This window comes from Glutamicibacter protophormiae (genome assembly GCF_014647495.1).
GTDB classification, from domain to species: domain Bacteria; phylum Actinomycetota; class Actinomycetes; order Actinomycetales; family Micrococcaceae; genus Glutamicibacter; species Glutamicibacter protophormiae.
The window spans coordinates 68,692-93,978 of the sequence record NZ_BMPH01000014.1; the positions used below are offsets into that span (position 1 = coordinate 68,692).

Annotated in this window: 23 protein-coding genes; 11 read left to right on the forward strand and 12 right to left on the reverse strand. The window is 65.7% G+C overall.

Translation table 11 applies throughout. The features are described 5' to 3' along the window. Window positions 1-54: 54 nt before the first annotated feature. Both IEY43_RS15170 and IEY43_RS15175 read left to right on the forward strand, forming a co-directional pair. Entirely contained in the window at window positions 55-1,488 is a 1,434-nt protein-coding gene (locus IEY43_RS15170; protein ID WP_188949409.1) for an APC family permease, read from the forward strand. 38 nt (window positions 1,489-1,526) lie between these two features. After that, window positions 1,527-2,939, forward strand: coding sequence for an aldehyde dehydrogenase family protein (locus IEY43_RS15175; RefSeq protein ID WP_188949410.1), 1,413 nt, complete (start codon window positions 1,527-1,529; stop codon window positions 2,937-2,939). 56 nt (window positions 2,940-2,995) lie between these two features. On the opposite strand, the gene IEY43_RS15180 is transcribed toward IEY43_RS15175, so the two are convergent. Then, window positions 2,996-3,454 carry a hypothetical protein gene (locus tag IEY43_RS15180; RefSeq protein ID WP_188949411.1) on the reverse strand — a complete coding sequence of 153 codons (459 nt, stop codon included), beginning with the start codon at window positions 3,452-3,454 and terminating at the stop codon, window positions 2,996-2,998. Between the two features lie 167 nt (window positions 3,455-3,621). After that, window positions 3,622-3,840 (reverse strand): DUF2188 domain-containing protein, encoded by a 219-nt coding sequence (locus IEY43_RS15185; protein WP_188949412.1) that lies wholly within the window; start codon window positions 3,838-3,840, stop codon window positions 3,622-3,624. A gap of 253 nt (window positions 3,841-4,093) precedes the next feature. Here IEY43_RS15185 and IEY43_RS15190 point away from each other — a divergent pair, with 253 nt between their 5' ends. Both IEY43_RS15190 and IEY43_RS15195 read left to right on the forward strand, forming a co-directional pair. Next, window positions 4,094-4,609: a transporter substrate-binding domain-containing protein gene (locus IEY43_RS15190; protein ID WP_229777438.1), complete on the forward strand. Its 516-nt coding sequence runs from the start codon at window positions 4,094-4,096 to the stop codon at window positions 4,607-4,609. Beyond that, the gene (locus tag IEY43_RS15195) at window positions 4,606-5,580 is read left to right on the forward strand and encodes a cation diffusion facilitator family transporter (protein WP_188949413.1); all 975 of its coding nucleotides are present in this window, start codon (window positions 4,606-4,608) and stop codon (window positions 5,578-5,580) included. Before IEY43_RS15190 ends, IEY43_RS15195 begins: the two co-directional genes overlap by 4 nt. 8 nt (window positions 5,581-5,588) lie before the next feature. Here the strand turns inward: IEY43_RS15195 and IEY43_RS15200 are convergent, their stop codons facing one another. After that, window positions 5,589-7,028 carry a phytoene desaturase family protein gene (locus IEY43_RS15200; RefSeq protein ID WP_188949414.1) on the reverse strand — a complete coding sequence of 480 codons (1,440 nt, stop codon included), beginning with the start codon at window positions 7,026-7,028 and terminating at the stop codon, window positions 5,589-5,591. Window positions 7,029-7,061: 33 nt separating this feature from the next. After that, window positions 7,062-7,553, reverse strand: coding sequence for a hypothetical protein (locus IEY43_RS15205; protein WP_188949415.1), 492 nt, complete (start codon window positions 7,551-7,553; stop codon window positions 7,062-7,064). Between the two features lie 303 nt (window positions 7,554-7,856). Here IEY43_RS15205 and IEY43_RS15210 point away from each other — a divergent pair, with 303 nt between their 5' ends. From IEY43_RS15210 to IEY43_RS15225, 4 genes are all read left to right on the forward strand, one after another. Then, window positions 7,857-8,981, forward strand: a complete 1,125-nt coding sequence (locus IEY43_RS15210) for a carboxylate-amine ligase (protein ID WP_188949416.1) — start codon at window positions 7,857-7,859, stop codon at window positions 8,979-8,981. Between the two features lie 125 nt (window positions 8,982-9,106). Further along, a complete protein-coding gene (locus IEY43_RS15215) occupies window positions 9,107-10,135 on the forward strand; it encodes an iron-containing redox enzyme family protein (protein ID WP_188949417.1) in 1,029 nt (342 codons plus the stop codon). Continuing rightward, window positions 10,132-10,335, forward strand: a complete 204-nt coding sequence (locus IEY43_RS15220; protein WP_188949418.1) for a CDGSH iron-sulfur domain-containing protein — start codon at window positions 10,132-10,134, stop codon at window positions 10,333-10,335. The genes IEY43_RS15215 and IEY43_RS15220 overlap by 4 nt, the downstream gene beginning before the upstream one ends. A gap of 153 nt (window positions 10,336-10,488) precedes the next feature. Further along, window positions 10,489-11,301 carry a shikimate 5-dehydrogenase gene (locus IEY43_RS15225; protein ID WP_188949419.1) on the forward strand — a complete coding sequence of 271 codons (813 nt, stop codon included), beginning with the start codon at window positions 10,489-10,491 and terminating at the stop codon, window positions 11,299-11,301. 57 nt (window positions 11,302-11,358) lie between these two features. Here IEY43_RS15225 and IEY43_RS15230 read toward each other — a convergent pair whose 3' ends face one another. From IEY43_RS15230 to IEY43_RS15240, 3 genes are all read right to left on the reverse strand, one after another. Continuing rightward, window positions 11,359-11,817 carry an HtaA domain-containing protein gene (locus IEY43_RS15230; RefSeq protein WP_188949420.1) on the reverse strand — a complete coding sequence of 153 codons (459 nt, stop codon included), beginning with the start codon at window positions 11,815-11,817 and terminating at the stop codon, window positions 11,359-11,361. Between the two features lie 148 nt (window positions 11,818-11,965). Beyond that, window positions 11,966-13,330 carry an aspartate aminotransferase family protein gene (locus IEY43_RS15235; RefSeq protein WP_188949421.1) on the reverse strand — a complete coding sequence of 455 codons (1,365 nt, stop codon included), beginning with the start codon at window positions 13,328-13,330 and terminating at the stop codon, window positions 11,966-11,968. Window positions 13,331-13,335: 5 nt separating this feature from the next. Then, window positions 13,336-14,838, reverse strand: coding sequence for a CoA-acylating methylmalonate-semialdehyde dehydrogenase (locus IEY43_RS15240; RefSeq protein ID WP_188949423.1), 1,503 nt, complete (start codon window positions 14,836-14,838; stop codon window positions 13,336-13,338). 123 nt (window positions 14,839-14,961) lie between these two features. Here IEY43_RS15240 and IEY43_RS15245 point away from each other — a divergent pair, with 123 nt between their 5' ends. Together IEY43_RS15245 and IEY43_RS15250 are read left to right on the forward strand one after the other, a co-directional pair. Then, window positions 14,962-16,503, forward strand: a complete 1,542-nt coding sequence (locus tag IEY43_RS15245) for a PucR family transcriptional regulator (protein WP_188949425.1) — start codon at window positions 14,962-14,964, stop codon at window positions 16,501-16,503. Window positions 16,504-16,617: 114 nt separating this feature from the next. Then, a complete protein-coding gene (locus IEY43_RS15250; protein ID WP_188949427.1) occupies window positions 16,618-18,336 on the forward strand; it encodes an HNH endonuclease signature motif containing protein in 1,719 nt (572 codons plus the stop codon). A 307-nt stretch (window positions 18,337-18,643) separates the two neighbouring features. Here the strand turns inward: IEY43_RS15250 and IEY43_RS15255 are convergent, their stop codons facing one another. After that, window positions 18,644-19,306, reverse strand: coding sequence for a TetR/AcrR family transcriptional regulator (locus IEY43_RS15255; RefSeq protein ID WP_188949429.1), 663 nt, complete (start codon window positions 19,304-19,306; stop codon window positions 18,644-18,646). Between the two features lie 152 nt (window positions 19,307-19,458). Between IEY43_RS15255 and IEY43_RS15260 the strand changes: the two genes are divergently transcribed. Then, entirely contained in the window at window positions 19,459-20,199 is a 741-nt protein-coding gene (locus tag IEY43_RS15260) for a glucose 1-dehydrogenase (RefSeq protein WP_188949431.1), read from the forward strand. 4 nt (window positions 20,200-20,203) lie between these two features. Here the strand turns inward: IEY43_RS15260 and IEY43_RS15265 are convergent, their stop codons facing one another. From IEY43_RS15265 to IEY43_RS15280, 4 genes are all read right to left on the reverse strand, one after another. Beyond that, window positions 20,204-22,132 (reverse strand): acyl-CoA dehydrogenase family protein, encoded by a 1,929-nt coding sequence (locus tag IEY43_RS15265; RefSeq protein WP_188949433.1) that lies wholly within the window; start codon window positions 22,130-22,132, stop codon window positions 20,204-20,206. A 99-nt stretch (window positions 22,133-22,231) separates the two neighbouring features. Further along, window positions 22,232-23,284 (reverse strand): XRE family transcriptional regulator, encoded by a 1,053-nt coding sequence (locus IEY43_RS15270; protein WP_188949435.1) that lies wholly within the window; start codon window positions 23,282-23,284, stop codon window positions 22,232-22,234. 103 nt (window positions 23,285-23,387) lie between these two features. After that, window positions 23,388-24,767, reverse strand: coding sequence for an aspartate aminotransferase family protein (locus tag IEY43_RS15275; protein WP_188949437.1), 1,380 nt, complete (start codon window positions 24,765-24,767; stop codon window positions 23,388-23,390). Continuing rightward, window positions 24,764-25,231, reverse strand: coding sequence for an Lrp/AsnC family transcriptional regulator (locus tag IEY43_RS15280; protein WP_188949439.1), 468 nt, complete (start codon window positions 25,229-25,231; stop codon window positions 24,764-24,766). The genes IEY43_RS15275 and IEY43_RS15280 overlap by 4 nt, the downstream gene beginning before the upstream one ends. Window positions 25,232-25,287 lie beyond the last annotated feature (56 nt).

Below are 25,287 nucleotides of genomic sequence, written 5' to 3' on the forward strand. Positions count from 1 at the left end.
GATCCACGCCACGCCGGGGGATCCTAGAGGTACTTACTCGCAATGGGGGATCCAATGGGACTTGAACAACGCAAACTGGGCGTCCCCGCCCTGGTCGTCATGATCATCGCGGCCAGCGCACCGCTCACCGCCGTCGCCGGCGGCGTCACCACCAACTACGCTGTCACCGGCATGCAGTCCGTGCCGCTGTCCTTCCTGGTGGTCGGCGCCATCCTGCTGGTCTTCAGCATCGGCTACACCGCCATGAGCCGCCACATTCCCAACGCCGGCGCCTTCTACGCCTACATCGCCCAGGGCCTGGGCCGTGCCTGGGGCGTCGGCTCGGCCATGGTCGCGGTGGTCAGCTACAATCTGATGCAGATCGGCATCTACGGCATGTTCGGTTTCGCCGCTTCGTCTTTCGCCAATTCCATGATGGGCACCGCGATCCCGTGGTGGGCCACTGCGCTGGTGGCCTGGGTCCTGGTCGGGCTGCTGGGCGTGAACCGCGTGGACTTCTCCGTCAAGGTGCTGGGCATCGTGGTGGCCGCCGAATTCCTGGTGGTCATCATCTACAACGTGATGGCCTTCGTTGTTTCCCCGGAGGCTCCCGCCCCGGGCGCCGCCTTCGACATCTCCGATGCGATCGCCCCGGGCATGGGCGCGGTCATGGCCTTCACCATCGCTGCCTTCATGGGCTTCGAATCCGGCACCATCTACAACGAAGAGGTCAAGGACCCCAAGCGCACCGCCCGGGTCGCCACGATCATCGCCGTGATCGTGATCGCCTGCTTCTACGCCTTCTCCGCCTTCGCGATCTCCGTGGGCGAAGGCGCCTCCAACGTGCTGGGGGCCACCGCAGAATTCGGTCCCGACCTGATCTTCGTCTTCTTCGCCACGCACGCCCCGGCCTGGTTCGTCGACCTGGCCAACCTGCTGTTCATCACCAGCCTGTTCGCCGCGCTGCTGGCCTTCCACAACGTGGTGGCCCGCTACTTCTACGCCATGGGACGCGGCGGCGCGCTGCCGTCCATCCTGGCCGGAACCTCCCGACGCACCCAGGCCCCGGTCGCCGGCTCGCTGGCCCAGTCGCTGCTGGCGCTCATCGTGATCGCGGTCTTCGCGGTCATCTCCACCGGGCAGGACCCGATGTTCATCGTGTTCACCATGTTCACCTGGCTGACCAACTCCGCTGCCTTCGGCCTGGTGCTGCTCATGGCGCTGACCTCGTTCGCGATCATGGGCTACTTCGCCAAGCACCGCACCAAGGATTCGCTGCTCACCCGGGTCATCGCCCCGCTGCTGTCCGGCCTGGCACTGGTCTTCATCTTCATCCAGATCATCGTCAACTTCGACGTCTTGCTCGGCATGGAGGAACCGGGCATGCTGGGATACATCTTGATGGCCGTGGTCATCGTGCCGGGCATCATCGGATTCCTGGTGACCTCTGCGGTCCGCACCCGCACCGTCGACACCGACGCCGAGCCCGAACACCTTTCCGTCCACTAAGTACACCCGCAACACCCACGCAATAAGGAGCCAAGTCAATGGCCTACGCAAATGCCCAGGAACTGCTGGCGGCAATCCAGCCCGCAACCGGAGGCACCGAAGTCCTCGATCCGGCCACCGGCCAGATTGTCGGCCGCGTCGAGGAGAAGTCCGTCGCCGACCTGGACGCCGCGGTTGCCGCGGCCCGCGCGGCCCAGCCGGCCTGGGACGCACTGGGACACGAGGAGCGCAAGCGCCTGCTGAACGCCGCCGCGGACAACATCGAGGCCAACGCCGAGGCCCTGGCCGAACTGCTCTCCCGCGAGCAGGGCAAGCCGCTGAACGGCCCGAACGCCCGCTTCGAGGTCGGGGGAGCTGCCGCCTGGCTGCGCGCCGCGACCGCCTACGACGTGGACCCGGAGGTCGTGGTGGACGACGGCGAAACCTACGCCGCCAAGCACTACCGCGCCCTGGGCGTGGTCGGCGCCATCGGCCCGTGGAACTGGCCGATGATGATCTCCATCTGGCAGCTGGCGCCGTCGCTGCGCATGGGCAACACCGTGGTGATGAAGCCCAGCGAGTACACCCCGCTGTCGGTCATCGCCCTGGGCCACATCCTCAACGAGGTCCTGCCGGCCGACGTGCTGCATGTGGTGGCCGGCGGCCGCGAGGTCGGCGAGAATCTCTCCGCTCACCCGGACATCGACAAGATCATGTTCACCGGCTCCACCCGCACCGGCAAGGCCATCATCCGTTCCTCGGCCGACACCGTGAAGCGGCTGACCCTGGAACTGGGCGGCAACGACGCCGGCGTGGTCATGGAAGACGCCGACCCGAAGGCCATCGCCCAGGACCTGTTCTGGGGCGCGTTCATCAACACCGGCCAGACCTGCGCAGCGCTCAAGCGCCTGTACGTGCCGGAATCCATCTACGACGAGGTCTGCACCGAGCTGACCGAGGTCGCCAAGGCCATGCCGATGGGCGTGGGCCTGGACGAGAACAATGTGCTCGGCCCGCTACAGAACAAGGCGCAGTACGACATCGTCGCGGACCTGGTCTCCGACGCCGTCGCTTCCGGCGCCAACGTCCTGCTCGGCGCCAACCCGGACGAGTCGACCGCCGGCTACTTCTACCCGACCACGTTGATCAGCGACATCGACCCGTCCAACCGCCTGGTCACTGAAGAGCAGTTCGGCCCGGCCCTGCCGATCATCAAGGTGAAGGACAGCGCCGAGGCGATCAAGCACGCCAATGCGCTGGAGGTCGGTCTGGGCGCCTCGGTCTGGGGCTCGGACCGTGCCAAGGCTCTGGACGTCGCGGCCCAGCTGCAGGCCGGCACCGTGTGGATCAATTCGCACGGCACCATCGATCCGCGCATCCCGTTCGGCGGCGCGAAGCAGTCCGGCTACGGCCTGGAGTTCGGCCTAGACGGCCTGAAGTCCCTGGCCCAGCCGCAGGTCATCAAGGGCTAGGTTGCCGTTCTCGGGCGCCGGATCGCAAGATCCGGCGCCCGAGGCCTTTGACGGCGTTATCCCTGGGGCTTCGGATGGTAGTGGTACCAGACATCCTCGATGAATGGCTCGTTTCCGTCGCGGATCTCCACCTGCGCATTGCTGAAGCTGGTTCCGTCATCCAGAGTGATGTCCACGCTCATCCACGAGCCGTTGAAGGAGCCGAGCTCCAGCTTCGCCGGGTTATAGAGCTGCACGATGTTCGCCTGCAGATTCCGTGCCGAGGAGGTATACCCGAGCACCGCAAAAAATCCCAGCACCGCCATCAGCGACAGCGTCAACCCGCCCGCGATGACTTCGGTGCGGATGGAAGAGCGCAACTTGTAGGTCTGGTAGCCATCGGCCAGTCGCTCGAACTTCTTCTTACGGTACCAACCGTGCAGCAGCAGCGGAACGCCTCCGACCAGCAGCACGGCGGCCAAGCCAACACCTAACAGCGGGGTCATGAAATCTACGTTCAGGTATTGCTCCTTCATAACCCCACGTTATGACGGTATTCTCCGCGGTACGACCTCATTTCGGATGATTTACGCGCTGGCATCTTCAGCAGCCTGGAGAGCACCGGCCCGTTCCGACGTGTGGTTGGGCAAACTGGCGAGGCAGCGACGCGTGCCAGACAGAGCCGGCCGAGCATCACCCCCAGCTATCGGGTTTCGCGCCGTGGAGTATTGACGTTCTCATGGAATTCGAGCTCCCCGGTAGCGTCATGGACGAAGATTTCGCCCGAACCGAGTTCCTCTGCTCTTTTGCAGGCAATGTCATAGGCTTCGGCTCGGGAGCGGCAAGTTGCCAGATGCTTCCCACTGAGAGTCACGACCCAGGCCTCGCTGTTGGCCAGAATTTGGAAGTGATTGGCGCTCATGCTCTTTCCTTTCTCAAGATGGCTACGGGGAAGCGGGTGCTTCGAAGTGAGGTCTGGTCCCTGGATGAGAGCGGTCTTGCCTCCACCATTCCATACCAGTTTCATGGCATCCAGATGTTTCAGGGAAAATCCAGAGTGAGCCCAGTCCTCGCGCTTCGATCGAGGATTCTGAATATTTCCTCTAATATCCACGTCGGGCATGAACTGTCTGGCTTTCCGTCCTACAGTGACCCCATCACCGTAGGCTCGTCCCTTGACGAGGAAGGAAAGAGATAAAGTGGCGCGGGCTAAGTCACCAACATTGCAACGACTCCTACTGGGGATGGCCGTGCTGCCCCTGTTGTCAGGCTGCGTTGCGCAATTTCCCGTGGATCCCGAGGGAACGCTCCAGGAAGTCCGATCGGGGACGATCAGTGTAGGAGTGACCCCGAATGCGAACTTCGTAGAGGTTGCGGACGAGGAATTGCAGGGCAGTGAAATTCAAGTCATCAAGGATTTTGCCGAAAGTCTGGATGCCGAGGTGGAATGGACGGTCGCGGGTGAGGAACAACTCGTCGCAGCTTTGGAGGACGGGGATCTGGACCTAGTAGCCGGAGGGATTAGTTCCAAGACTCCATGGTCCGAAAAAGTGGGGATGACACGGCCGTACACGACGCAGATCGACGCCGACGGCCAGGAAAGCAAAATCGTGATGCTGGTACCGCCGGGCGAGAACGCTTTTCTTTTCGAAGTGGAACGCTTTCTCGACCGGACTCAGGAGAAGCCATGACTAGTTCACCGGGAACCCATTTGCCCCATGAACAAAAGCAACTGATGCGCCGTGCCGCCAAGCTGGAGTGGATCAGCATCGGATATGCAGCCTGCACCATCGCATTGGTCGCCTTAGTTGTTGGAAATTCCCAAGCCATGAGGACGGCGTGGATTGAGGACATGCTCTCGGTGCTTCCTCAGCTTGCCTTCCTCATAGCGTTGCGCTGGACGCGCAAGACCCGTAAGCCAAGACATCCATACGGCTATCATCGCTCCATGGGGGCAGGTCATCTCGTCGCCGGAGTGGCGCTGCTTGTGGTGGGCGCCATGTTGGCCTTCGAATCAATGTCCGCATTGGTGAAAGCGGAACATCCCACTATCGGGACGGTCAACCTGTTCGGCCAGACAATTTGGCAGGGATGGCCGATGATCCTGGTGATGACGGTTATTGTTGTCCCGGCTGTGATCCTCGGTCGGCTGAAGATCAAGGTCGCCGAACCGCTGCACAATAAGCTGCTCTACGCGGATTCAAAGATGGCCAAGGCCGATTGGCAGACCAATGCGGCCTCGATTGTGGGCGTCGCCGGAATCGGTCTTGGGATTTGGTGGTTGGACTCCGTTGCCGCACTGGTCATCTCGATTGGCATTCTCAAAGATGGCTGGGACAGCACTCGGTCGGCAACCTCAGACCTCCTGGACAGCCGAGCTTCCGCTCTTGACAGCACCGATCCGCATCCGCTTGTGTTGCGAATCGAGGAGCATCTAGCCCGTATTGACTGGGTTAGAGAGGCAGCAGTCCGAGCCCGCGAACTCGGCCAGGTCCAGCACATCGAGGTTTTCGTCGTTCCGCGTTCGGACAAAGTCGACGTCAAGCAAGTCGCTGGCATTTGTGCCGAGTTGGAAGAGCTCGACTGGCAAGCTTATGACGTGGTTGTGATCCCTGTGGAGTCGATCCCGGAACACTTGGACAGGGTCCCGGCCAAGGAGTGAAGCACTGGCTATCCAGCAACTGCCGGGTGGATGCCACGATCCTGAAGCGCCGCGAGAGCGGCATGCCAACCGCCCATGCCGTGGACGCCGCCTCCTGGCGGCGTGGACGAGGAACAAATATACAGGCCATCCGGGGCCAGACGATATGGATTAAGAGAGACGGTCGGACGCAGGAACTGCTGCAGTCCGCGCAGCGAGCCTCCCCCGATATCGCCGCCGATAAGGTTCGGGTTCCAACGTTCCAGATCCGCCGGGCTGCTCTCGCGGCGAGATAGGACGCGGTCGCCAAATCCCGGGGCGAAACGTTCGATCTGCGCGTCGATAAGAGCACCAGCACGGCCCGCATAACCATTGGGCACGTGTGCGTACGACCAGACGACGTGCTTGCCTTCAGGAGCGCGGGTGGCATCCGCGCTGGAGGGCTGGACAACCATCACAAACGGCTTATCCGGCATGCGCCCCCGGTTGACCTCGCCCTCTGCCCAGGCAATGTCGGGTGCATCGCCGCCAACATGCACCGTGCAGGCTTGTTGCGTGCGCTCATCGGTCCACGGAATCGGTCCGTCCAGCAGATAGTCGACTTTGTAGACAGCGGTTCCGTATCGCCAGCGGGACAATTGCCGGGCATAACGCGCAGGCAACCTGTCGGGCGCGATCGACAGGATCTGTCGCGGTGTCAGATCCAGGATCGTGATGTCCGCGGACGGAAGCTCACCGAGGTTCTTAACCTCATGACCGGTATGGATGCGTACCGAGCGGGATTGAGCGGCACGGCCCAGTGCTTGGACAATCGATCCGGTGCCGCCATGTGCTACGGGCCAGCCCCAACTTGAGCCCAGCGACCCGAAGATGATCCCGAACCCCGAGGTGAATGGATGGGACTGGGGAAGCATGGAGTGCGCACTGGTTCCGGAGAAGAGCGCCCGGGCCTGGCGGCTGCGTAAGATGCTGGAGGCCATGACGGAAGTCGGAGGTAGCGAACGCAGACCGAAGCGTGCCATCAGCACCGGATTCGGCGGCACGCGCAACAGCGGGCCGGTCACGTTATCCAGCAATTGTTGAGCACGCTTGACGAACGGGCCATGCAGAGCCGTCCAGATTTTCCGATCCTCGGCGAATTGGGCGGTGGTTGCGGCGAGCGTTTGGTGCAGGAACACGCTCGGTGCGTTATTGAGCGGATGCGCCAGCGGCATGTCGTGGAAATCCCAACTCAATCCGTGGCTTCGCAGGTCCAAGTGCCGAAACGCCATACTGCCATAGGCAAACGGGTGTGCCGCGGCTCCCAGATCGATCAACGCCTCACCGTCAAATGCCCGGGTGCTGGCGGCGGCACCCCCGATCTCCTTGTTCCGTTCGTAGACATCCACTTCGATTCCGTTTTCGGCAAGGATGGCAGCGGCTGTCAGGCCATTGGGGCCGGAGCCAATAACATGGGCGCGCAGTGTCATATAACGTGTTTCCGTATCTCGGTTCGGACAAACTCAGCGAAAGCGCTCGGCCCATGAACTGTCGCTGAACTCCGATAGTTGGCGAATCTGCGATTCGGCACGCAACTTCAGATCACTCAGCAAGGCCTCGTCCAGCGTCGGCTCCTCACCCACCATCAGAAGCAGGGTGCGCCACATGTTGTGCTTGGCGTTCAGCAGGCCAGTCAGCACATCGAGCTGTGTCTGGGCCAGCGTCTGGCGACGCTGCCGCAGGGGGTTGAGCAAGTTGATCTTGCCTAGAAGCTTAGCCCAGGGCTCGGCCAGCAACGCAAGGCCATGGGGCTCACGGCCCAGCTTCTTCAAGATGCGCTCGAGATCCTGCTGGTCTTCTTTGACCTGCAACCAGAGGGAATGGAAGACGGCCGCATGTTGGGTATCCGCCCACATCCGTTTTGCGCTGGCGAAGTGTTCCAGCCCAGCAGCGGAACCCAAATGGTGTTCACTGAGGTATTTGTGCAATTTCTCGTGATCGATTGGCTTCTTCACTTCGTGGCATCCTCACGCAACTAGGCATTTTCATCCACCCGGAAAAGCTACTAATCCGGTCCCTTGTGCCAAGAGTAGGGAGAGTTCGGCTGCGCTGGCCCGCCTGAGACGCGAACTCATGGGAAACCACCAGAAATGCGTGGCGGCACTGCTTGGATTCCTGCGGGCGGGGGAAGACGCATTGCGCAGAAATGTTGCGTTCTTCTTCGCGTTTCCTGTGATTTGGGACTGGTATGCCGAGCCCGGACGCAAGCCGGCATAAACTCCAGCTGAAGCAGAGTCGACATCCCGGAAGGATATTGCATGCCCCGAACTTTCGGGATCGAGGAAGAGTTTTTTCTCGTGAATCCCCAGACCGCGACTTTGGCTACGGTCCCACCCGGTTTACTGGAACACGTGCAGGGCGAAGACCTGGCCGGGGCAACACTCGTCCCGGAACTCCTCGGTTCCCAAGTTGAACTAGTTTCCGGAATTTGCACCACCGCCTCCGATGCCTTGGAAAGCTTGCTGATGGGTCGACGGAAGCTTCAGGAAGCTTGCGCGGGTGCGGGCCTGGTGCCAGTAGCGACGGGCACGCCGCCCTTCCTTCCCGGAGAGACGGAGATATCCGAAGGGCAGCGTTACGAGGACATCCAGCATTTCGTGCCGGGCATCGTGCGCGAACATTACATCAACGGGTTGCATATTCATGTGCATATCCCGGACGCGGAGAGCGGGCTGCAAGCCATGAACGTACTGCGCCCGTGGCTACCGGCGCTGACAGCCATAGGGGCGAACTCACCGGTATGGAACGGTGAGCTCAGCGGGTTCGAGTCCTGGAGGATGGTGCATTACCGCCGTTGGTCCGTGATAGGCGTTCCTCCGGCGTTCGACTCCATGGATCACTACCAACGGTTGCGTCGGATAATGCTTAATTCCGGCGCATTGCTCGACGCCGGACATATCGGTTGGGCTGTGCGCCTGTCCGAGCACAATCCCACGATAGAGGTCCGCGCGGCCGACGAACAATTGACGGCCGGCGAATCGGTGGCCATCGCCATGTTGGTCAGGGCTCTGGTGGATACCGGCCTCGCGCAGGGACGCATGGCCAAGACCGTGGAGGACCGGCTACTGGATCTCGGTCTCTGGCATGCCTCCAAGATGGGCATGTCTGGACCCCTATTCGACGCGGGAACCGAAACCAGGCTGGAACCGGAGCAAGTGCTGAGGCAATTGCTCGACTACGCAGGCGAACATCTAGCAAACAACGGTGATCTCGATTTCGTGCAAAACTACTTCGCCCGGATTGCATCCGTTGGAAACGGCGCCCAACGGCAGCGCGCAAGCTGGGCACGCGGGGGAGGCCCGGCCCTCGTGCAAGACGCCCAGCAGGAGTTCGCACGGCGAAACGATGCCGGCCTTCCACACCAACCCGTGACGGGCTGGTAGGTCCCGATCTGGCTGAGACACATTGTGGGAATTCTCTGGCAATCCGAACCCCGGCCCGGTAATCGGGTTGGACATTGCCTATAGTCGATTTTTCAGTATGTGCGCACGAAGGAGCAGGTGGAGAAGTGGAGCTTCCAGAAGATCGAGGCCGGATCAGCGAATCTCTTTTCGAGGTGCTGAGAACCTACGACGCCGATGTCGATCTGTCCGGTTTGGAACATGACGCCTTCGAAGTTCTGGACTCGGAAGACATCCTCTATAGCGAGGACATCCAGATTCTCCTCTTCGCCCTCTACGAACTGCACTACCGCGGGTTCGACCGGGTCGATGCACGCTGGGAATGGAATCCGTCGCTGCTGGGCCTTCGAGCAAAGATTGAAGAGCGGTTTGAGGCACGATTGCGGCAGATCGCCGGGGATGTAAGTTTCTCGCTCGGCTCCGCACAGGATACGGCTCGCCAGCTTTTCGCCCTTGCCAGCGCGGACGGCGGGCCATCGGTCTCGAACTACATATCCCGGCATGCGACGATTGAGCAAACGCGCGAATTCCTCATGCATAAGTCCATCTACCAGCTTAAGGAAGCCGACCCGCATTCGTGGGCGATCCCACGGCTGACCGGGCGCGGAAAGTCCGCATTGATGGAGATCCAGTTCGACGAATACGGGGCAGGCCGGCCTGGTGCCATGCACTCCGAGCTATTCGAGATAACCATGCGGGGACTGGGGCTCGACTCCGAGTTCGGAGCCTACATCGAGTCCTTGCCCGCTATCACGCTGGCGTCGGTCAACATGATGTCGTTCTTCGGCCTGCATCGCCGTTTGCGCGGCAGTATCGCCGGTCACCTAGCCATCTACGAGATGACATCCTCGATCCCCAATGCCCGGTATGCGCGCGGATTCCGACGCCTGGGCTTCGACTCCCCGGTGACGGATTACTTCGATGAGCACGTGGAAGCCGACGCAGTCCACGAGCAGATCGCCGGACGCGACCTGGCGGGCGGATTGATCGAGCAGGATCCCAGCATCGCCGAAGCGGTGTTTTTCGGCGCGCAGGCGGCTTGCGCCATCGACGCCCTAGTGGGAACCCACCAGCTTGAAGCGTGGGGCCGGGGCGACTCGTCCCTGCGTCAACCGAAAGTGAAGGTCCAGGGATGAACGCGGATGGAGCACAGATCGTGGTCTGCCCGCAGGGGCCGCTGATCGTCCGTGGCGACTTCGAGATTCTCGACGCAGAAGGCAATGCTGTTCCGACAAGCCGGGAAACAGTGGCCCTGTGTCGCTGCGGAAGCTCGGCCATCAAACCGTTCTGCGACGGCACGCACAAACTCAAGAAGTTCGAAATGCCACGTGGATGACGGGAATCCGATCCTCGCCCGAACGACCTGATGTGGCCAGATTAATGGAGCAGGGAACTTGGCGCGTGAAATCATCTTTAATTACCCACGGCCGCTTGCAGCCCCCGTATATTAAGGTGGAGACCCCGTCCCGCGACCCCGGAAGAGCCCTCCATGCCCATCCTGAATAAAGACATGACCCTGTGCATCTCGCTGTCCGGCCGGCCGTCGAACATCGGCACCCGCTTCCACAACTACTTGTACGAGGAACTGGGACTGAACTTCATCTACAAGGCGTTCTCCACCGAGGACTTGGCCGGGGCGATCGCCGGCGTCCGCGCCCTGGGCATCCGCGGCTGCTCGGTGTCCATGCCGTTCAAGGAAGACGTCATGGCGCTGGTGGACACCATTGAGTCTTCGGCGGCGGCCATCGACTCGGTGAACACCATCGTTAACACCGACGGCCGGCTCAGCGCCTCCAACACCGACTTCGAGGCGATCGCCACGCTGATCCAGCGCCACGAGCTGGATCCCTCGCACGCCGTGCTCGTCCGCGGTTCCGGCGGCATGGCCAAGGCGGTGGTCGGGGCATTCCGCGAAGCCGGATTTGAGAACCTCACGGTGCTCGCACGCAATGCCGCCGCAGGAGGCGCGCTGGCGCAGAAGTACGGTTATTTCTTTACCGCGGTTGATCCGGAGCCAGACCACCAGATACTGGTCAACGTCACGCCGCTGGGCATGGACGGTGCGCAGGCTGCCACCCAGTCATTCAGCGACGCGCAGATCGCCGCGGCGGAAACGGTGTTCGACGTGGTCGCGTTCCCGAGTGAAACACCGCTGGTCGCCGCCGGGCGGAAGCAGGGAAAGCAGGTCATCACCGGGGCCGAGGTGATCGCCCTGCAGGCCGCCGCGCAGTTCGAAAAATATACGGGTCATGCGCTCAGCGCGGACCAGGTCGCCCGCGCCTCGGAGTTCTCCCGCCTATAGGGACAACAAAACCCTGCACCTCGTCGGCGGTGCAGGGCTTTGCTGTAATAGGTGTTTCTAGCCCCGCAGGGTGACTTCGACTTCTTCCATAGCCTGCCCGGCAGGGTACTGGCCGTTGAACATCTTCGAGCCTTCCTCGGTCACCACGGCGGAGAACCGGGTCCGGGTCATGCCCATGGCGTGCGAAACCCCGGTCTCGGCCAGTTCCGCAATGGCGGTGCGGCCCTCGGGGGTGTCGATGGTCAGGAAGATCGACTCGCCCTGGTTCTCGATACGCGGCTCGTTCAGCTCGAGCTTCATCATCCCGCCGTGGCCGGAGAAGGACACCCGGCCGTTGAACCAGATTTCATTGTCGGGAACATCCACGGCCGGGTGCACTGGGAAGGCCAGCGCGTTGCCGACCTGCCACACCCCGTTCGAGGCTTCGATGCGGCCGTCGGCCAGGGATGAAATGTATCCAACGAACGAGGCCTTGACGCCCCACTGAAGATGCGGCTGGAAAGCGTCGCCTGCCATGGGTTCCTCCATAAAGATTGTGCGGGTGACCCCAGTATTTCACAGCGGGCGAGGGGGCAGGCGGCCCATTCATCTGCCAGCGAATTGTTAATGCCGAATGTTAAAAAGCACAGCTGGCAGGGGAATCCTGCCAGCTGTGCGGGTGCAGCTACTTGACGAAGCCGTCGGCGACGAGCAGCGCCTGCTCCAGCTTGTCCAGCGCCTCGATCAGCACCTCGTCCGGGATGTTCATGGCAGGAACCACGTGCAGCCGGTTGAAGTTCGCGAACGGCAGCAGGCCTGCCGCGCGGGCGGCGGCGATGACCTGGTTCATCTCCGGCGAGCTGCCGCCGTAGGCGGCCAGCGGTTCGCGGGTCTCGCGGTTGACGACCAGCTCGATCGCCCAGAACACGCCGGTTCCGCGCACGTCGCCCACCGAGGGGTGGTCCGCCTTGAACTGCGCCAGGCGCGGGCCGATGATCTCATCGCCCAGGCGCTTGGCGTTGGCGACCAAGTCCTCGTCCTCCATCGCCTTGATGGTGGCCACCGCCGCGGCGCAGGCCAGCGGGTGTCCCGAGTAGGTCAGGCCGCCCGGGTAGACGCGCTCACGGAAGGTCTCGAAGATCTCCTGCGAGATGGCCACGCCGCCCAGCGGCACGTAGCCGGAGTTCACGCCCTTGGCGAAGGTGAGCAGGTCCGGGGTGATGTCCCAGTGGTTCACCGCGAACCATTCGCCCGAGCGGCCGAAGCCGGCCATGACCTCGTCGGCGATGTACACGATGCCGTACTTGCGGGTCAGCTCGCGCACCCCGGCCATGTAGCCCGCCGGCGGCACGTAGATGCCGGCGGTGCCCGGGATGGACTCCAGGATCAGCGCCGCGATGTTGCCGGCGCCCTCCAGGATGATCAGGTCCTCCAGGTGCTTCAGCGCGCGCTCGGTCTCTTCGGCTTCCGTGGCGGCCCCGAAGTAGGAGCGGTACGGGTAGGCCGGGAAGAAGTGCACGATGCCGTCCGCGCCGGCGTCCGAGGCGAAGCGCCGCGGGTCGCCGGTGATGTTCACGGCCAGGTGGGTGCCGCCGTGGTAGGAGCGGTAGGCGGAAAGCACCTTGTGCTTGCCGGTGTGCAGGCGCGCCATGCGCACCGCGTGCTCCACCGCGTCGGCGCCGCCGTTGGTGAAGAAGATCTTGTCCAGGTCGCCCGGGGTGTGCGATGCGATCAGCCGCGCGGCCTCGGAGCGGGCGTCGTTCACGTGCTGCGGGGCGATCGTGGCGATCTTGCCGGCCTGCTCGACGATCGCCGCGACGACCTTCGGATGCTGGTGGCCGACGTTGGTGTTGACCAGCTGGCTGGAGAGGTCGATGAGCTTGTTGCCCTCGCCGTCCCACACGTACGAGCCCTCGGTCTTGAGGACCGTCATCGGGTTGAACGGACCCTGCGCCTGCCAGGAATGGAACACGTGCTCGCGGTCCAGCTCGTGGGCGCGCCGGCCCTGCGCAATCTGGTCGCTGGTGATATCGCTGATTTCGGTAGTCATGGGTCCTAGTCGTTCTGTGGGAAGCCGAGGTTGATGCCGCCGTGGCTCGGGTCCAGCCAGCGCTTGGTGACAACCTTGTTGCGGGTGAAGAACTTGAAGCCCTCCGGGCCGTAGGCGTGCTGGTCGCCGAACAGCGAAGCCTTCCAGCCGCCGAAGGAGTGGTAGCCCACCGGCACCGGGATCGGCACGTTCACGCCGACCATGCCCACCTGGATCTCGTTCTCGAAGCGGCGGGCCGCGCCGCCGTCGTTGGTGAACACCGCGGTGCCGTTGCCGTACTTGGAGGAGTTGATCAGCTCGATGCCCTCGTTGAAGGTCTTCACGCGCACCACCGAAAGCACCGGGCCGAAGATCTCATCGGTGTAGATGCTCATGTCGGTGGTGACGTTGTCGAACATGGTCGGGTGCAGGAAGAAGCCTTCGCCGTCCGCGTCGATGGCGCCGGTGCGGCCGTCCAGGGCCAGGGTGGCGCCGGCGGCGATGCCCGCGTCGATGTAGCCGGCGACCTTGTCGCGGTGCTCGCCGGTGATCAGCGGGCCCATGTCGCAGCCGCGGGTGCCGTCGCCCACGCGCAGGGTCTTGGCGCGTTCGGCGATCTTGCCGACCAGCTCGTCGGCGATGTTCTCCAGCGCGACGACCACGGAGATCGCCATGCAGCGCTCGCCCGCGGCGCCGAAGCCGGCGTTCACGGCCATGTCCGCGGCCAGGTCCAGATCGGCGTCCGGCAGCACCAGCATGTGGTTCTTCGCGCCGCCGAAGGCCTGCACGCGCTTGCCGTTGGCGGTGCCGGTGGAGTAGACGTACTGCGCGATCGGGGTCGAGCCCACGAAGGACACGGTGGAGATGCGCTCGTCGTTCAGCAGGGTGTCCACCGACTCCTTGTCGCCGTGCACCACGTTCAGCACGCCCTCGGGCAGGCCGGCCTCCGCGAACAGCTCGGCCAGCCAGTTGGCGGCCGACGGGTCCTTCTCCGAGGGCTTGAGCACCACGGTGTTGCCCGAGGCGATGGCGACCGGGAAGAACCACAGCGGCACCATGGCCGGGAAGTTGAACGGGGAGATGATCGCGGACACGCCGACCGGCTGGCGCATGGACTGCACGTCTACGCCGGTGGAGGCGTTCTCCGAGTACTCGCCCTTGAGCAGGTACGGCGCGTTGCAGGCCAGCTCCACGACCTCCATGCCGCGGGCGACCTCGCCCAGCGCGTCATCCAGCACCTTGCCGTGCTCCTCGGTGATGATCGCGGCCAGCTCGCCCTTGCGCTCGGCCAGCAGCTGGCGGAAGGTGAACATGATGGCGGTGCGGCGGGCCAGCGAGGTGTCGCGCCACTTCGGGAAGGCGGCGTGCGCGGCGGCGATCGCGGCCTCGGTGGTGGCCTTGGAGGCCAGGGCGACCTCGCGGGTCACCTCGCCGGTGGCCGGGTTGTAGATCTTGCCGGTGCGGTCATCGCCGCTGTAGGCGGCATTGTTGATCCAGTGCTGCAAGGTGGTCGTCAGCGTCGTGCTCATCGTGGCTCCTAGAATGTCCTCGTATGGTTTCCTGCATTCATCATGCGGCACGAACATGGCCTGCAACACACTCAGTGTGTAATGATTTATCGTGAAGCTGCGACGAAGTGTAAAGGTGCGAGGATGCTGACGGTCGACGACGTGCTGGCCCTGCCAGTGGTGCAGGAGGCGGAGCCGCAGCTGCTGTGCGCCGAGGGGCTCGACGCGGAGCTGCGCTGGGTGCACGTGACCGAGTCCGAATCCAACGTGGACCTGCTCTTCGGCCGCGAGCTGGTGCTCACCACGCTGCGCAACGTGTCCGACGTGCGCGGTTTCCTTCAGCAGCTGCGCGACGCCGGCGCCGCGGGCGTGATCATCGAGGCCCCGGGCGCCGCCGAGCTGCCGGTGGCCGGGCTCGGCTTCCCGGTGATCCGGCTGCGCCGCAAGGTCCGCTTCGTGGCCATCACCGAAATCATCCACCAGAAGCTGGTCGCCCAGCAGCTGGCCGACCTGCAGTTCTCCCGCAGCGTGCACGAGATCTACACCGGGCTCTCGCTCTCCGAGGCCGACGAGCAGGCCATCGTGGAACGCACCGCGCAGCTGCTTCACGCCCCCGTGGTGCTCGAGGACGTGCGCCACCTGGTCCTCGCCCACGCGAACGCGGATTTGGACGACTGGATCTGCCGCTCCCGGTTCGTCGGCTACCTGGAACACACCGGGCGGTCGGCGGGCGCCGAGAACTGGCTGCAGACCCCGGTGGGGGCCGCCCGCCGCCGCTGGGGCAGGCTCATCGTCCCGGCCGTGCTGGAGGACGACGCCGGCGCCGCCCTGGTGCTGGAGCGCGCCGGCCAGGCGCTGACCATCGCCCGGCTCTCCGGGCGCGACCAGCGCGAACTGCTCTACCAGGCGCGCACCTCGATGCTGCACGAGCTGCAGGCCGCGCACGGCTACAGCGACAAGGAGGTCGCGGTGCGCGCCCAGTCGCTGGGCCTGGACGCCGCGCCCTACTACGTTCCGCTGGTGCTGTCGCTGGCCGCCGCCGAGCGCACCCCCACGGAAACCCAGCTGGCCGAACGCGCCGCGCTGGAGGTCATCGAGCAGCTGGCCGACACCCTGCGCCTGGGGGTGCTGGCCGGGTCGCTGAAGCCCGGCTACCTGGCGGTCATCCTGCCGGTGCGCGCCCGCGAGCTGGTGGACTCCGCGTTGCAGGGCTTCACCCGCCGGCTGGCGGAGCAGCTGGCAGAGCAGTTGGCAGGACCGGCCGCGATCGGCGTCGCCACCGAGGGCCCGCTGGCCGCCTGCCTGTCCCGGCTGGACGAGGCCGCCCATGTCGCGCAGATCGTCCCGCACCTGCCCACGCGCGCCCGGCCCTACTACCGCTTCGCCGACCTGCGCCTGCGCGGGGTGCTCTCCGCCATGGGTGCCGATGCCCGGCTGCGCGCCTTCGCCCATACCGAGCTGGCCGGCCTGCTCTCCCCGCCCGATGCCGACGGACTGCAGCTGCTGGAGCTCTACCTGGCCCACGGCGGCAACAAGTCCGCCCTGGCCAAGGCCGGCTACTACTCCCGCCCCACGCTCTACGCCCGGCTGGCCAAGCTGGAGGACAAGCTCGGGGTCTCGCTGGACTCGGCCGAATCCCGCGCCAGCTTGCAGGTGGCGCTGCTCTGGTACCGGATGCACGGCTGAGCGCGCACCTGTTACAGGGCCGAGCGCACGCTGCACGGCGGCGCGGACCTTGGGTTATCCCCACCTTGCCGCGCATCAGCCCCGCACCCGCCACCGCAAGGGCAGGCTGGATCCATGAGCACCAGCAGCGAAGCACTTCTCGACCTGTCCGCCGCGGACAGGCTGCTCGGATCGGCGGTGAGCGCCCTGTCCGACCCCGACGTCCCCGCAGGGCACGCCGCCTATGCGGCGCTGCTCATCGAGCACCTCTCGCAGCAGCTGAGCCGAGCCCAGCTGCACGCCGCCGAAGCAGTGCGCCGCACTGGCGCCCACAAGCTCGACGCCGACTCCCTGCAGGCCATAGCCGACGGCGGGCTGGAACCCACGCCCCAGCAGGCCGAGGCCGCCGCCGGCCGCACCACCGGCGGGCGCACGCACTTCAAGAAGGCGCTGGACCTGCTGGCCGGCTGGCTGAACGTCCCGGTCTCCACCGCCCGTGAACGGCTCTCCTCGGCGGACTGCCTGATCGCCCAGGTCACCGATGCCGGCGAGCCGGCGGCTCCCGCGCTGCCGGTGCTGGCCGCGGCCCTCGACGATCCGGGGACCGACCCCCGCCTGGTCATCTCCGCCGCGCGCAAGCTCAGGGCCGCGGACAAGGATCTGGGCACCGGGCCCGAGGCGGAGCAGACCCGGGCCGAACTCCAGGAGCTCGCGCTGGAGCTTATCCGCAGCCAGCCGGCCACCGCACGCAAGCACATCTCCGCGCTGATCGCCCAGGCGGTGGGGGAGCAGCGCCCGCCCGAGGCCCTGCTCTCCCAGATCGGCATCTACCCGCTGGGCATCCGCAACGGGCTCGAGCGCTTCCTGGTCAAGCTCCTGCCCTCGCAGGGCGAAACCATGCACGCCATCTTCCGCGCCATCGACAACCCGAAAACCATGGCCGGCAACCGCGACGCGCTCGCCGAGCAGGCCGCCGCGCTCGTCGACGACGGCGCCGCCCCCGGCTGGGACGACGAGTCCACCATGCCGGACTGGGCCAAGGCGGAGGACGACGCCGACGGCACCGCCGACGGCACCGAAGGAGAAACGCCCGAGGCCTCCGAGCCCGGCGGCGAGCCGGACAGCGAGGCCGGCCCGCCGGACAATCCGCCCGTTGAAGCGCGGAAAGCGGAACTTCCCGGCCCCTTCGAGGACCTGCGGCCGGAGCTGCGGCACCTGCTGGGGCTCATGACGGTGCTGCAGGCCAACGGGCCGGGCGCCCTGGCCAGCGACGGCCACGCGGTGACCACCCCGCAGATCGGCGTGCTGCTGGACTACGACAAGATGCTCGAATCCGGCCGGGACTTCGCGGTCACCACCTCGGGCATCCCGATCCCGGCGGGGCAGGTGCGCGCCATGGTGTGCAATGCCGGGCTGTACCCGGTGGTGCTCAACGGCAAAAGCCGCATCCTCGACCTGGGCCGGACGCAGCGGCTGTTCTCCAAACCCCAGGCCCGGGCGATCCGCGCCGCCTACCGCGGCTGCGGCTATCCGGGGTGCAGCATGCCGGCGCACCGCTGCGAGCTGGACCACCTGGACAAGTGGGAACGCGGCGGGCGCACCGACATCGAGAGCAGCGACCTGTTCTGCGAAATCCACCACATCGCCCGGCATTGCGGGCTGTTCCATTCGGTCAAGGTCAAGGGCTCGCGCCCCATGGTGCTGCTGCCCAGGGAACTGGATCCCGAACAGCGCCTGCAGTTCAACACCTACTTCTTCTCGCCCTCGGAGGCCCTGCGGCTGGCCGAGTGGGCGCGGCAGGCCACGGCGCTGTGGCGGGCGGGCCAACTGGACGCCACGATCGCCGACCCCTGAGTTTCTCACGGCGGACTTCGCCTGGTTCCTGCCGCGACAGCAGAACTTTGCTGACGTAATCGGCGCCATTAATCGATCAATGGGCCAAGCGGGACTCCGCGAATCGGAACTGCAAAAACCTCCGGGCGGCTTCGGCCATGCTGGTGTGTACGGGCCGATCCCAGGGCCGCGGGCATTCGCCAGGCGAAGTCCGCTCCTAGAGCGGGACAGCTTGCGGCCAGCAGCGCAGAAGTCCATGCTGCGCGCCGGCCGACGACTGGGTATCCGTACTCGTCGGCAAGGGGATTTTCCGGACCATCGCCGGAAGTCAGGGCCCTCGCGGTTCTTCGACCGGGCTTAGCGACGTCGGCTTTCTCAAATGTTCGACGGCAAGTGCATTCCAGCTTTGCGCGACAAGCACCGCTAACCGATCTTCGTCGATCGGCCTGCCGAACGCTCGACGCCGGAACGCCACGAACAACGGCGCCATGAAGACCATGGCCATGGCCTCGGAAGTCGACTCGTCGGGGCAAACTGCGGCATCCACCAAAGCACGGGCCAATGGGCGAGCTCCGGGCAGGACATCGGGCAGCAACTGATTGGCCAAGTGGCGGTCTCTGTCGGCGGCCTCGAAGACCGGTCGCATAAGCGCTGCGGCTGCAACCCAGCAGCCAAATCCACGAGCGATCCAACAACGGATTTCCTCGACCTCGGGATCGCGCAGTAGATCGGCTAGTTCCCGGTAGTCACTTTCGAAATAGTGTTCCGCGCGACGTGCCAGTTCGAAGAGCAGATCGCTCTTGCGCCGGAAGTGCAGGTAGAACGTGGCGCGGCTGGTTCCCGCCCGCGCCGCAATTTCGTCGATCCGGCTGTCCTCATATCCCCTATCGGTGAAAACGAGCACTGCGGCGTCGACGATCAGCTCACGGGTGGCGGCCTTTTGGCGAGCTCTGAGGGACGGCGTCGCGACGGCGTTTCGATACGGTGGCATGACCCCATGCTAGACAAGATCTCGGTTTCGTCTACTGAGTCGACACCAGGGCAGGTGGATTGACCGTCCAGCCGGTCAATGGTTTTCTGGTCCCACGACCAGCCCGCCCAGCCGCGCCGGCGAAAGCGACAGCATACGGAAAGAAGCAACGCATGAGACTTGCAGGAAAACGCGCACTGATCACCGGAGCCGCCATGGGGATGGGGGCCGCCCACGCCCGTGCCTTCATCGCGGAGGGGGCCACCGTGCTGCTCGCGGACATCAACGACGAAGCCGGCCGCGCGCTGGCTGAAGAGCTTGGCGACCGCGCCAGCTATGTGCACCTGAACGTGGCGGATGCCGAGGGGTGGGACGCCGCGGTGGGGCAGGCCGTGGCGGAGTTCGGCGGGCTTGACGTGCTGGTGAACAACGCCGGGATCCACGACGATGCGCCGCTGGAAGACACGACCTTGGAAAGCTGGAACCGGGTCATGGACATCAACCTGACCGGTGCCTTCCTGGGCATGCGCGCGGCCGTGCGCGAACTGAAGAAGTCAGGCGCCTCCTCGATCGTGAATGTGTCCTCCACCGCCGGGCTGGAAGGGTACCCGAAGCGGCACGCCTACTGCGCCTCGAAATGGGGGTTGCGCGGGTTGACCAAGTCCGCGGCGCTGGAGCTGGCGGAGTTCGGCATCCGGGTCAACTCGGTGCACCCCGGCGCGGTGGCCACCGCACTGACCCAGGCGCTGCGGCCGCTGACCGATGCGGATCTGGCCGGCAACTCGCTGGAGCGCTTCGCCCGGCCGGAAGAGGTCAGCGGCCTGATCCTCTTCCTGGCCAGCGACGAATCAAGCTTCTGCACCGGCGGCGAATACGCGGTGGACGGCGGCATTTCCGCGGGCACCAGATACTAGCGGGTCAGTCCGCCGTTCCGTAGGGGCGGCGGACGTCCTCGCGGGCGGACTCGGACCATGGCGCGATCCACGGGCCGGTACCCTCGGACACGTCGCGCACGCCCTCCTCGAGCCACAGGTACGCCCCGTCCAGCAGGTCCGCGGCCACCTTGTCGTCGTGCGAGGTGGCGTCCCACAGGTGCTCGAAGTGGTCCTCGCAGCGCCGGGTCGCCTGCTCGCAGAACGCCTGTGCCAGGGTCTCGGCGGAGAAGCGCTCGGGGGCGGTGGAATCCAGCAGCGCCGAGGTCTTGGCGATCACCGCGGCCATGGCGAACAGCTCCGCGCCGATGTCCACGATGCGCCCCAGGAACACCTGCTGCTTCTCCAGCCCCGCCTGCCAGCGCGCCATCCCGGCGAAGGTCTGGCGGGCCAGCTTGCGGCTGGTGCGCTCGATGTAGCGCAGGTGCTTGGCCAGCGGGCCGTGCTCCGAATAGGTGCCGGGCAGGCTCCCGGCGCCGGCGACGAGCTTGGGCAGCCAGCGCGCGTAGAACCCGGAGGCGTCGCGCGCCGCGGCGGCCTTTTCGGCCAGCGTGGAGTCGGCCACCGCCAGCGCCCCGGCGGCCTGCAGGTGGGCGTCGACGGCCTCGCGGGCGATGAGCAGGTGCATGATCTCGGTGGATCCTTCGAAGATGCGGTTGATGCGCAGGTCGCGCAACAGCTGCTCGACCGGGACCGCGCGCTCGCCGCGCGCCGCCTGCGAGGCGGCGGTCTCGTAGCCGCGCCCGCCGCGGATCTGCACGAGCTCGTCGGCGATCTGGCAGGAGAGCTCGGAGGAGTACAGCTTGGCCAGCGCGGCCTCGATGCGCACGTCCTTCATCCCGGCATCCGCCAGCAGCGCGCTGACCTCGAACACCGCCTCCAGCGCATAGGTGCTGGCCGCGATGTAGGCCAGCTTGGAGGACACGGCCTGGTGCTCGCCGATCGGCCGGCCCCACTGCACGCGGGCGGCGGACCATTCGCGGGCGATCTTCGTCGCCCATTTGCCGGCCCCGGCGCACATCGCCGGGATGGACAGCCGCCCGGTATTCAGCGTGCTCAGCGCGATTTTCAGGCCCGAGCCCTCGCGCGAGAGCCGGTTGGCGGCCGGCACGCGCACCTGGGCGAAGCGGGTCACGCCGTTCTCGATCCCGCGCAGGCCCATGAACGCGTTGCGGTTTTCCACGGTGATGCCCGGCGCGTCGGCCTCCACGATGAACGCGGTGATCCCGCCCTTGCCGGCCGGCTGCTCGCCGCAGGCCTCGTGGGGTTCGACGGCGGCCATGACCACCAGCAGCTCGGCGACCACCCCGTTGGTGGTCCACAGCTTGGCGCCCTCCAGCGTGTAATAGGCGCCGTCCGCGCTCAGCGTCGCGCGGGTGCCCAAGCGCGCGGGGTCCGAGCCCACGTCGTTCTCGGTGAGCAGGAAAGCGCTGATCGCCCCGGCGGCGCAGCGCGGCAGGTACTCGCGCTTCTGCGCCTCGGTGCCGAAGGACTTGACCGGCTCGGGCACGCCGATGGACTGGTGGGCCGAAAGCAGGGCGCCGATCGCCGGGCTGACCGAGCCCACGCGCATCAGGGCGCGCCCGTAGTCCAGCAGGCTCAGCCCCCGCCCGCCGTAGTCGGTCGGGATCTTCATGCCGAACGCGCCCACCTCGCGCAGCGCGGCGATGTACTCGTCGGGCACCCGGGAGTCCGCCTCGATGCGCCCGGGGTCGAATCCGTCCAGCACCGTTTCCAGTTCGGCGATGAAGGCCGCGCCGCGGGCCGCGACCTGGGGATCCGGCGCGGGCAGCGGCTCGATCAGCGAGAAGTCGACCTCGCCCATGTAGATGCCCTTGGCGAAGCTCGGCCGCTGCCAGCCCTGTTCGCGGGATTCTTCGGCCAGTGCACGGGCCTTGGCGGCGTTGATGTCCATGGCAGTACCCTTTCGAGACCGGGCGGCAGGCCACCGCCTGGAATGCCCAGCCTAGTCCGGCCGCGCGTGCGGCGCTAGGGCGGAGCCGGTGCGCCCGGGTTAGGGCAGCGCGCGCAGGTGCCCGGGCATCCCGAGCGGGGCTGCCTCCTGCAGGCCGGGCAGCACCATGAAGGCATGCCCGAAGGTCAGGTCGTGCAGGGTGCGGGCCGGCACCCCCAGGGCGGCGGCGATCCGCAGGGTGCCCATCCGGTCCTCGCCGCGCAGCGACGGGAACACCAGGGAGAACACCCGCGAGGCCAGCGGTGCGCGGCGCGGCGCCGGTTCCAGGGCCAGCTCCTGCATCAGCCAGCTGTAGCTGTCGTCGCCGAGCATGCCGCAGTCGCGGGCATGGGACAGGATGATGTGCGCCGGGACGCCGAACAGCTCCTGAGCATCCAGCAGCTGGGGCATCCGCAGGGTGTCGCCCACGCGCGCCTGCAGCGACAGCGCCGGCAGCAGCAGCCGCGAGGCGAACTGCTCGGCCTCGGCTTCGGCGGCGGCGTGCCCGCCGGCGCCCAGCGCGGAGTGCAGCAGCAGATGGCCCAGTTCGTGCGCCAGCTGGTGGCGCTGGCCGGTGCGGTCCCCGGCGGCCAGGAAGATGAATGCCTGCCCGTCTTCCCAGAAGCTGAAGCTGGGGCCGTCAGCCAGGCTGAGCACGCGCACGCCGCGCGATTCGAGCACGTAGAGCAGGTCGGGCACCGGCCCGCAGCCCAGGTTCCAGTCCAGGCGCAGCTGCACGGCGGCGGCCTCCGCGTCGAGCCCGGTGTAGTCGGGCACTTCGGTGTCCGGCAGCAGGTAGTCGCCGGTGATCAGGTCGTAGAGTTCGACCCCGGTGCGGCCCAGGGCCGAGCAGGAGGTTTTCCGCGCGCGGGAAATGCGCCGCGGGGTGCGGAAGAAGATGCGTTCGACGTCGATTCCGGCTGCCGGAGGGCGGTGGAAGTAGCCCGGGGCGCAGCCCAGCGCGGCGGCCAGTTCGCCGGCCATGGCTTCGGGGGCGCCGCAGGTTTCGTAGCGGCGGACGGTGGATTCGGCGACCTGAATCAGTCGGGCGAGATCCATGGCGCTGTACCCCGCAGCGTGGCGGGCCAGCGTAATTCGGGTCGGTTCCAGCATGACGTTCCTGCTTCCATGACTGCTTAAACCACACAGTAGTGTCACAGGCCACAAAGCACCAATCGGGCGCAGCCAGGTTACACGGCTGCGCCCGAGGGGCGTGCTAGATCTTGCTGGATGCCTCCGAGAGCACCGAGCGCAGGATCGACTCGATCTGGTCGAACTCGGGCTGGCCGATGGTGATCGGCGGCGCGAGCTGGATGACGGGGTCGCCGCGGTCGTCGGCGCGGCAGTACAGCCCGGCCTCCCACAGCGCCGGGGTGAGGTACTCGCGCAGCAGGCGCTCGGACTCCTCGTCGTTGAAGGTCTCCTTGGTGGATTTGTCCTTCACCAGCTCGATCCCGTAGAAGTAGCCGGCCCCGCGCACATCGCCCACGATGTCGATGTCCTTGAGCTTCTCGAGGGTGGACTTGAAGGCGTCGGCGTTGCGGTGCACGTTGCCGTTCAAATCCTCGCGCTCGAAGATGTCCAGGTTCGCCATCGCCACCGCCGCGGCCACCGGGTGCCCGCCGAAGGTATAGCCGTGGTAGAAGGTGGTATCCCCCTTGGTGAACGGCTCGAACAGCTTCTCCGAGGCGATCATCACGCCCAGCGGCACATAGCCGCTGGTCAGCGCCTTGGCGGAGGTGATGATGTCAGGAGTGTAGCCGAAGTCGTTGCAGGCGAACATGTCCCCGATGCGGCCGAAGGCGCAGATGGTCTCATCGGACACCAGCAGCACGTCGTATTCGTCGCAGATCTCGCGCACCCGGTCGAAATAGCCCGGGGGAGGCGGGAAGCAGCCGCCGGAGTTCTGCACCGGCTCCAGGAAGACCGCGGCCACCGAGTCGGCGCCCTCGAATTCGATGGCCTCGCGGATGCGCTCGGCGGCCCACAGCCCGAAGTCCTTCTCATTCTCGGAGAACATCTCCGGGGCGCGGTAGAAGTTGGTGTTCGGTACCCGGAAGGTGCCGGGCACCAGCGGCTCGAACGGCGTCTTCATCCCTGGCAGCGAGGTAATCGCCAGGGCGCCCTGGGGGGTGCCGTGGTAGGCCAGCGCGCGGGAGATGACCTTGGTCTTTCCCGGCTTGCCCTTGAGCTTGAAGTACTGCTTGGCCAGCTTGAACGCGGATTCCACCGCCTCGCCGCCGCCGGTGGTGAAGAAGACGCGGTTCAGGTCCCCGGGGGCGTAGCCGGCCAGGCGCTCGGCCAGGTCGATAGCCGGTTCGTGGGCGTAGGACCACAACGGCATGAAGGCCAGCTTCTCGGCCTGCTTCGCCATGACCTCGGCCAGCTCGGCGCGGCCGTGGCCCGCGTTGACGACGAACAGCCCGGCCAGACCGTCGATGTAGCCGCGGCCGGCGTCGTCGTAGATCATGTGCCCCTCGCCGCGCGAAATGATCGGCACCTTGCCCCCGTTGTACAGGCCGGAGTGACGGGCCATGTGCATCCAGAGGTGGTCGCGGGCAGCTTGCTGGCGGTCGGTGCCAAGTGGAGTATTCATCGTGTTCCCCAGTTGTATTCCTGTTTTTTGAGTGAAAGGTAGGTGAAGGTATTGGTGCTGAGCACGCCGTCAATGCCGCGGATGGTGCTGATGACCCGCAGCAGGTCCTCATCGCTGGAGCAGATCACCTCGGCGAGGATGTCCGCGTTGCCGGCGGTGACCACGCAGTAGTCGACCTCTGGCAGCTCCGCGATCCTGTCGGCGGTGGCGCTGATATCCGAGGCGGCGACGATGCTGATCATCGCCTGCCGGGTGAAGCCCAGCTCCAGCGGGTTGGTAACGGCCACGATTTGCATGATCCGGCTGTCGGCGAGCTTCTGCACACGCTGGCGGACGGCCGCCTCGCTCAGGCCCACGGCCTTGCCGATGGCGGCGTAGGAGCGTCGGCCGTCTTCCTGCAGCTGCTCGATGATCTCCTTGGAAATCTCGTCGATGCCGGCGCTCGCCGGTGGCGGCAGTGTCATGGTCATCCTCGTCTCAAGAGCGTTAGCCACGACCATACAGCCACTGAATCAGTTGC

What these genes read in the sequence shown, in the direction of transcription:
- IEY43_RS15170 (WP_188949409.1), top strand. Translation starts at nt 55, where the DNA reads ATGGGACTTGAACAACGCAAACTGGGCGTCCCCGCCCTGGTCGTCATG.
- IEY43_RS15175 (WP_188949410.1), top strand. Translation starts at nt 1,527, where the DNA reads ATGGCCTACGCAAATGCCCAGGAACTGCTGGCGGCAATCCAGCCCGCA.
- IEY43_RS15180 (WP_188949411.1), bottom strand. Translation starts at nt 3,454, where the DNA reads ATGAAGGAGCAATACCTGAACGTAGATTTCATGACCCCGCTGTTAGGT.
- IEY43_RS15185 (WP_188949412.1), bottom strand. Translation starts at nt 3,840, where the DNA reads ATGAGCGCCAATCACTTCCAAATTCTGGCCAACAGCGAGGCCTGGGTC.
- IEY43_RS15195 (WP_188949413.1), top strand. Translation starts at nt 4,606, where the DNA reads ATGACTAGTTCACCGGGAACCCATTTGCCCCATGAACAAAAGCAACTG.
- IEY43_RS15200 (WP_188949414.1), bottom strand. Translation starts at nt 7,028, where the DNA reads ATGACACTGCGCGCCCATGTTATTGGCTCCGGCCCCAATGGCCTGACA.
- IEY43_RS15210 (WP_188949416.1), top strand. Translation starts at nt 7,857, where the DNA reads ATGCCCCGAACTTTCGGGATCGAGGAAGAGTTTTTTCTCGTGAATCCC.
- IEY43_RS15220 (WP_188949418.1), top strand. Translation starts at nt 10,132, where the DNA reads ATGAACGCGGATGGAGCACAGATCGTGGTCTGCCCGCAGGGGCCGCTG.
- IEY43_RS15225 (WP_188949419.1), top strand. Translation starts at nt 10,489, where the DNA reads ATGCCCATCCTGAATAAAGACATGACCCTGTGCATCTCGCTGTCCGGC.
- IEY43_RS15230 (WP_188949420.1), bottom strand. Translation starts at nt 11,817, where the DNA reads ATGGCAGGCGACGCTTTCCAGCCGCATCTTCAGTGGGGCGTCAAGGCC.
- IEY43_RS15235 (WP_188949421.1), bottom strand. Translation starts at nt 13,330, where the DNA reads ATGACTACCGAAATCAGCGATATCACCAGCGACCAGATTGCGCAGGGC.
- IEY43_RS15240 (WP_188949423.1), bottom strand. Translation starts at nt 14,838, where the DNA reads ATGAGCACGACGCTGACGACCACCTTGCAGCACTGGATCAACAATGCC.
- IEY43_RS15245 (WP_188949425.1), top strand. Translation starts at nt 14,962, where the DNA reads ATGCTGACGGTCGACGACGTGCTGGCCCTGCCAGTGGTGCAGGAGGCG.
- IEY43_RS15250 (WP_188949427.1), top strand. Translation starts at nt 16,618, where the DNA reads ATGAGCACCAGCAGCGAAGCACTTCTCGACCTGTCCGCCGCGGACAGG.
- IEY43_RS15255 (WP_188949429.1), bottom strand. Translation starts at nt 19,306, where the DNA reads ATGCCACCGTATCGAAACGCCGTCGCGACGCCGTCCCTCAGAGCTCGC.
- IEY43_RS15260 (WP_188949431.1), top strand. Translation starts at nt 19,459, where the DNA reads ATGAGACTTGCAGGAAAACGCGCACTGATCACCGGAGCCGCCATGGGG.
- IEY43_RS15265 (WP_188949433.1), bottom strand. Translation starts at nt 22,132, where the DNA reads ATGGACATCAACGCCGCCAAGGCCCGTGCACTGGCCGAAGAATCCCGC.
- IEY43_RS15270 (WP_188949435.1), bottom strand. Translation starts at nt 23,284, where the DNA reads ATGCTGGAACCGACCCGAATTACGCTGGCCCGCCACGCTGCGGGGTAC.
- IEY43_RS15275 (WP_188949437.1), bottom strand. Translation starts at nt 24,767, where the DNA reads ATGAATACTCCACTTGGCACCGACCGCCAGCAAGCTGCCCGCGACCAC.
- IEY43_RS15280 (WP_188949439.1), bottom strand. Translation starts at nt 25,231, where the DNA reads ATGACACTGCCGCCACCGGCGAGCGCCGGCATCGACGAGATTTCCAAG.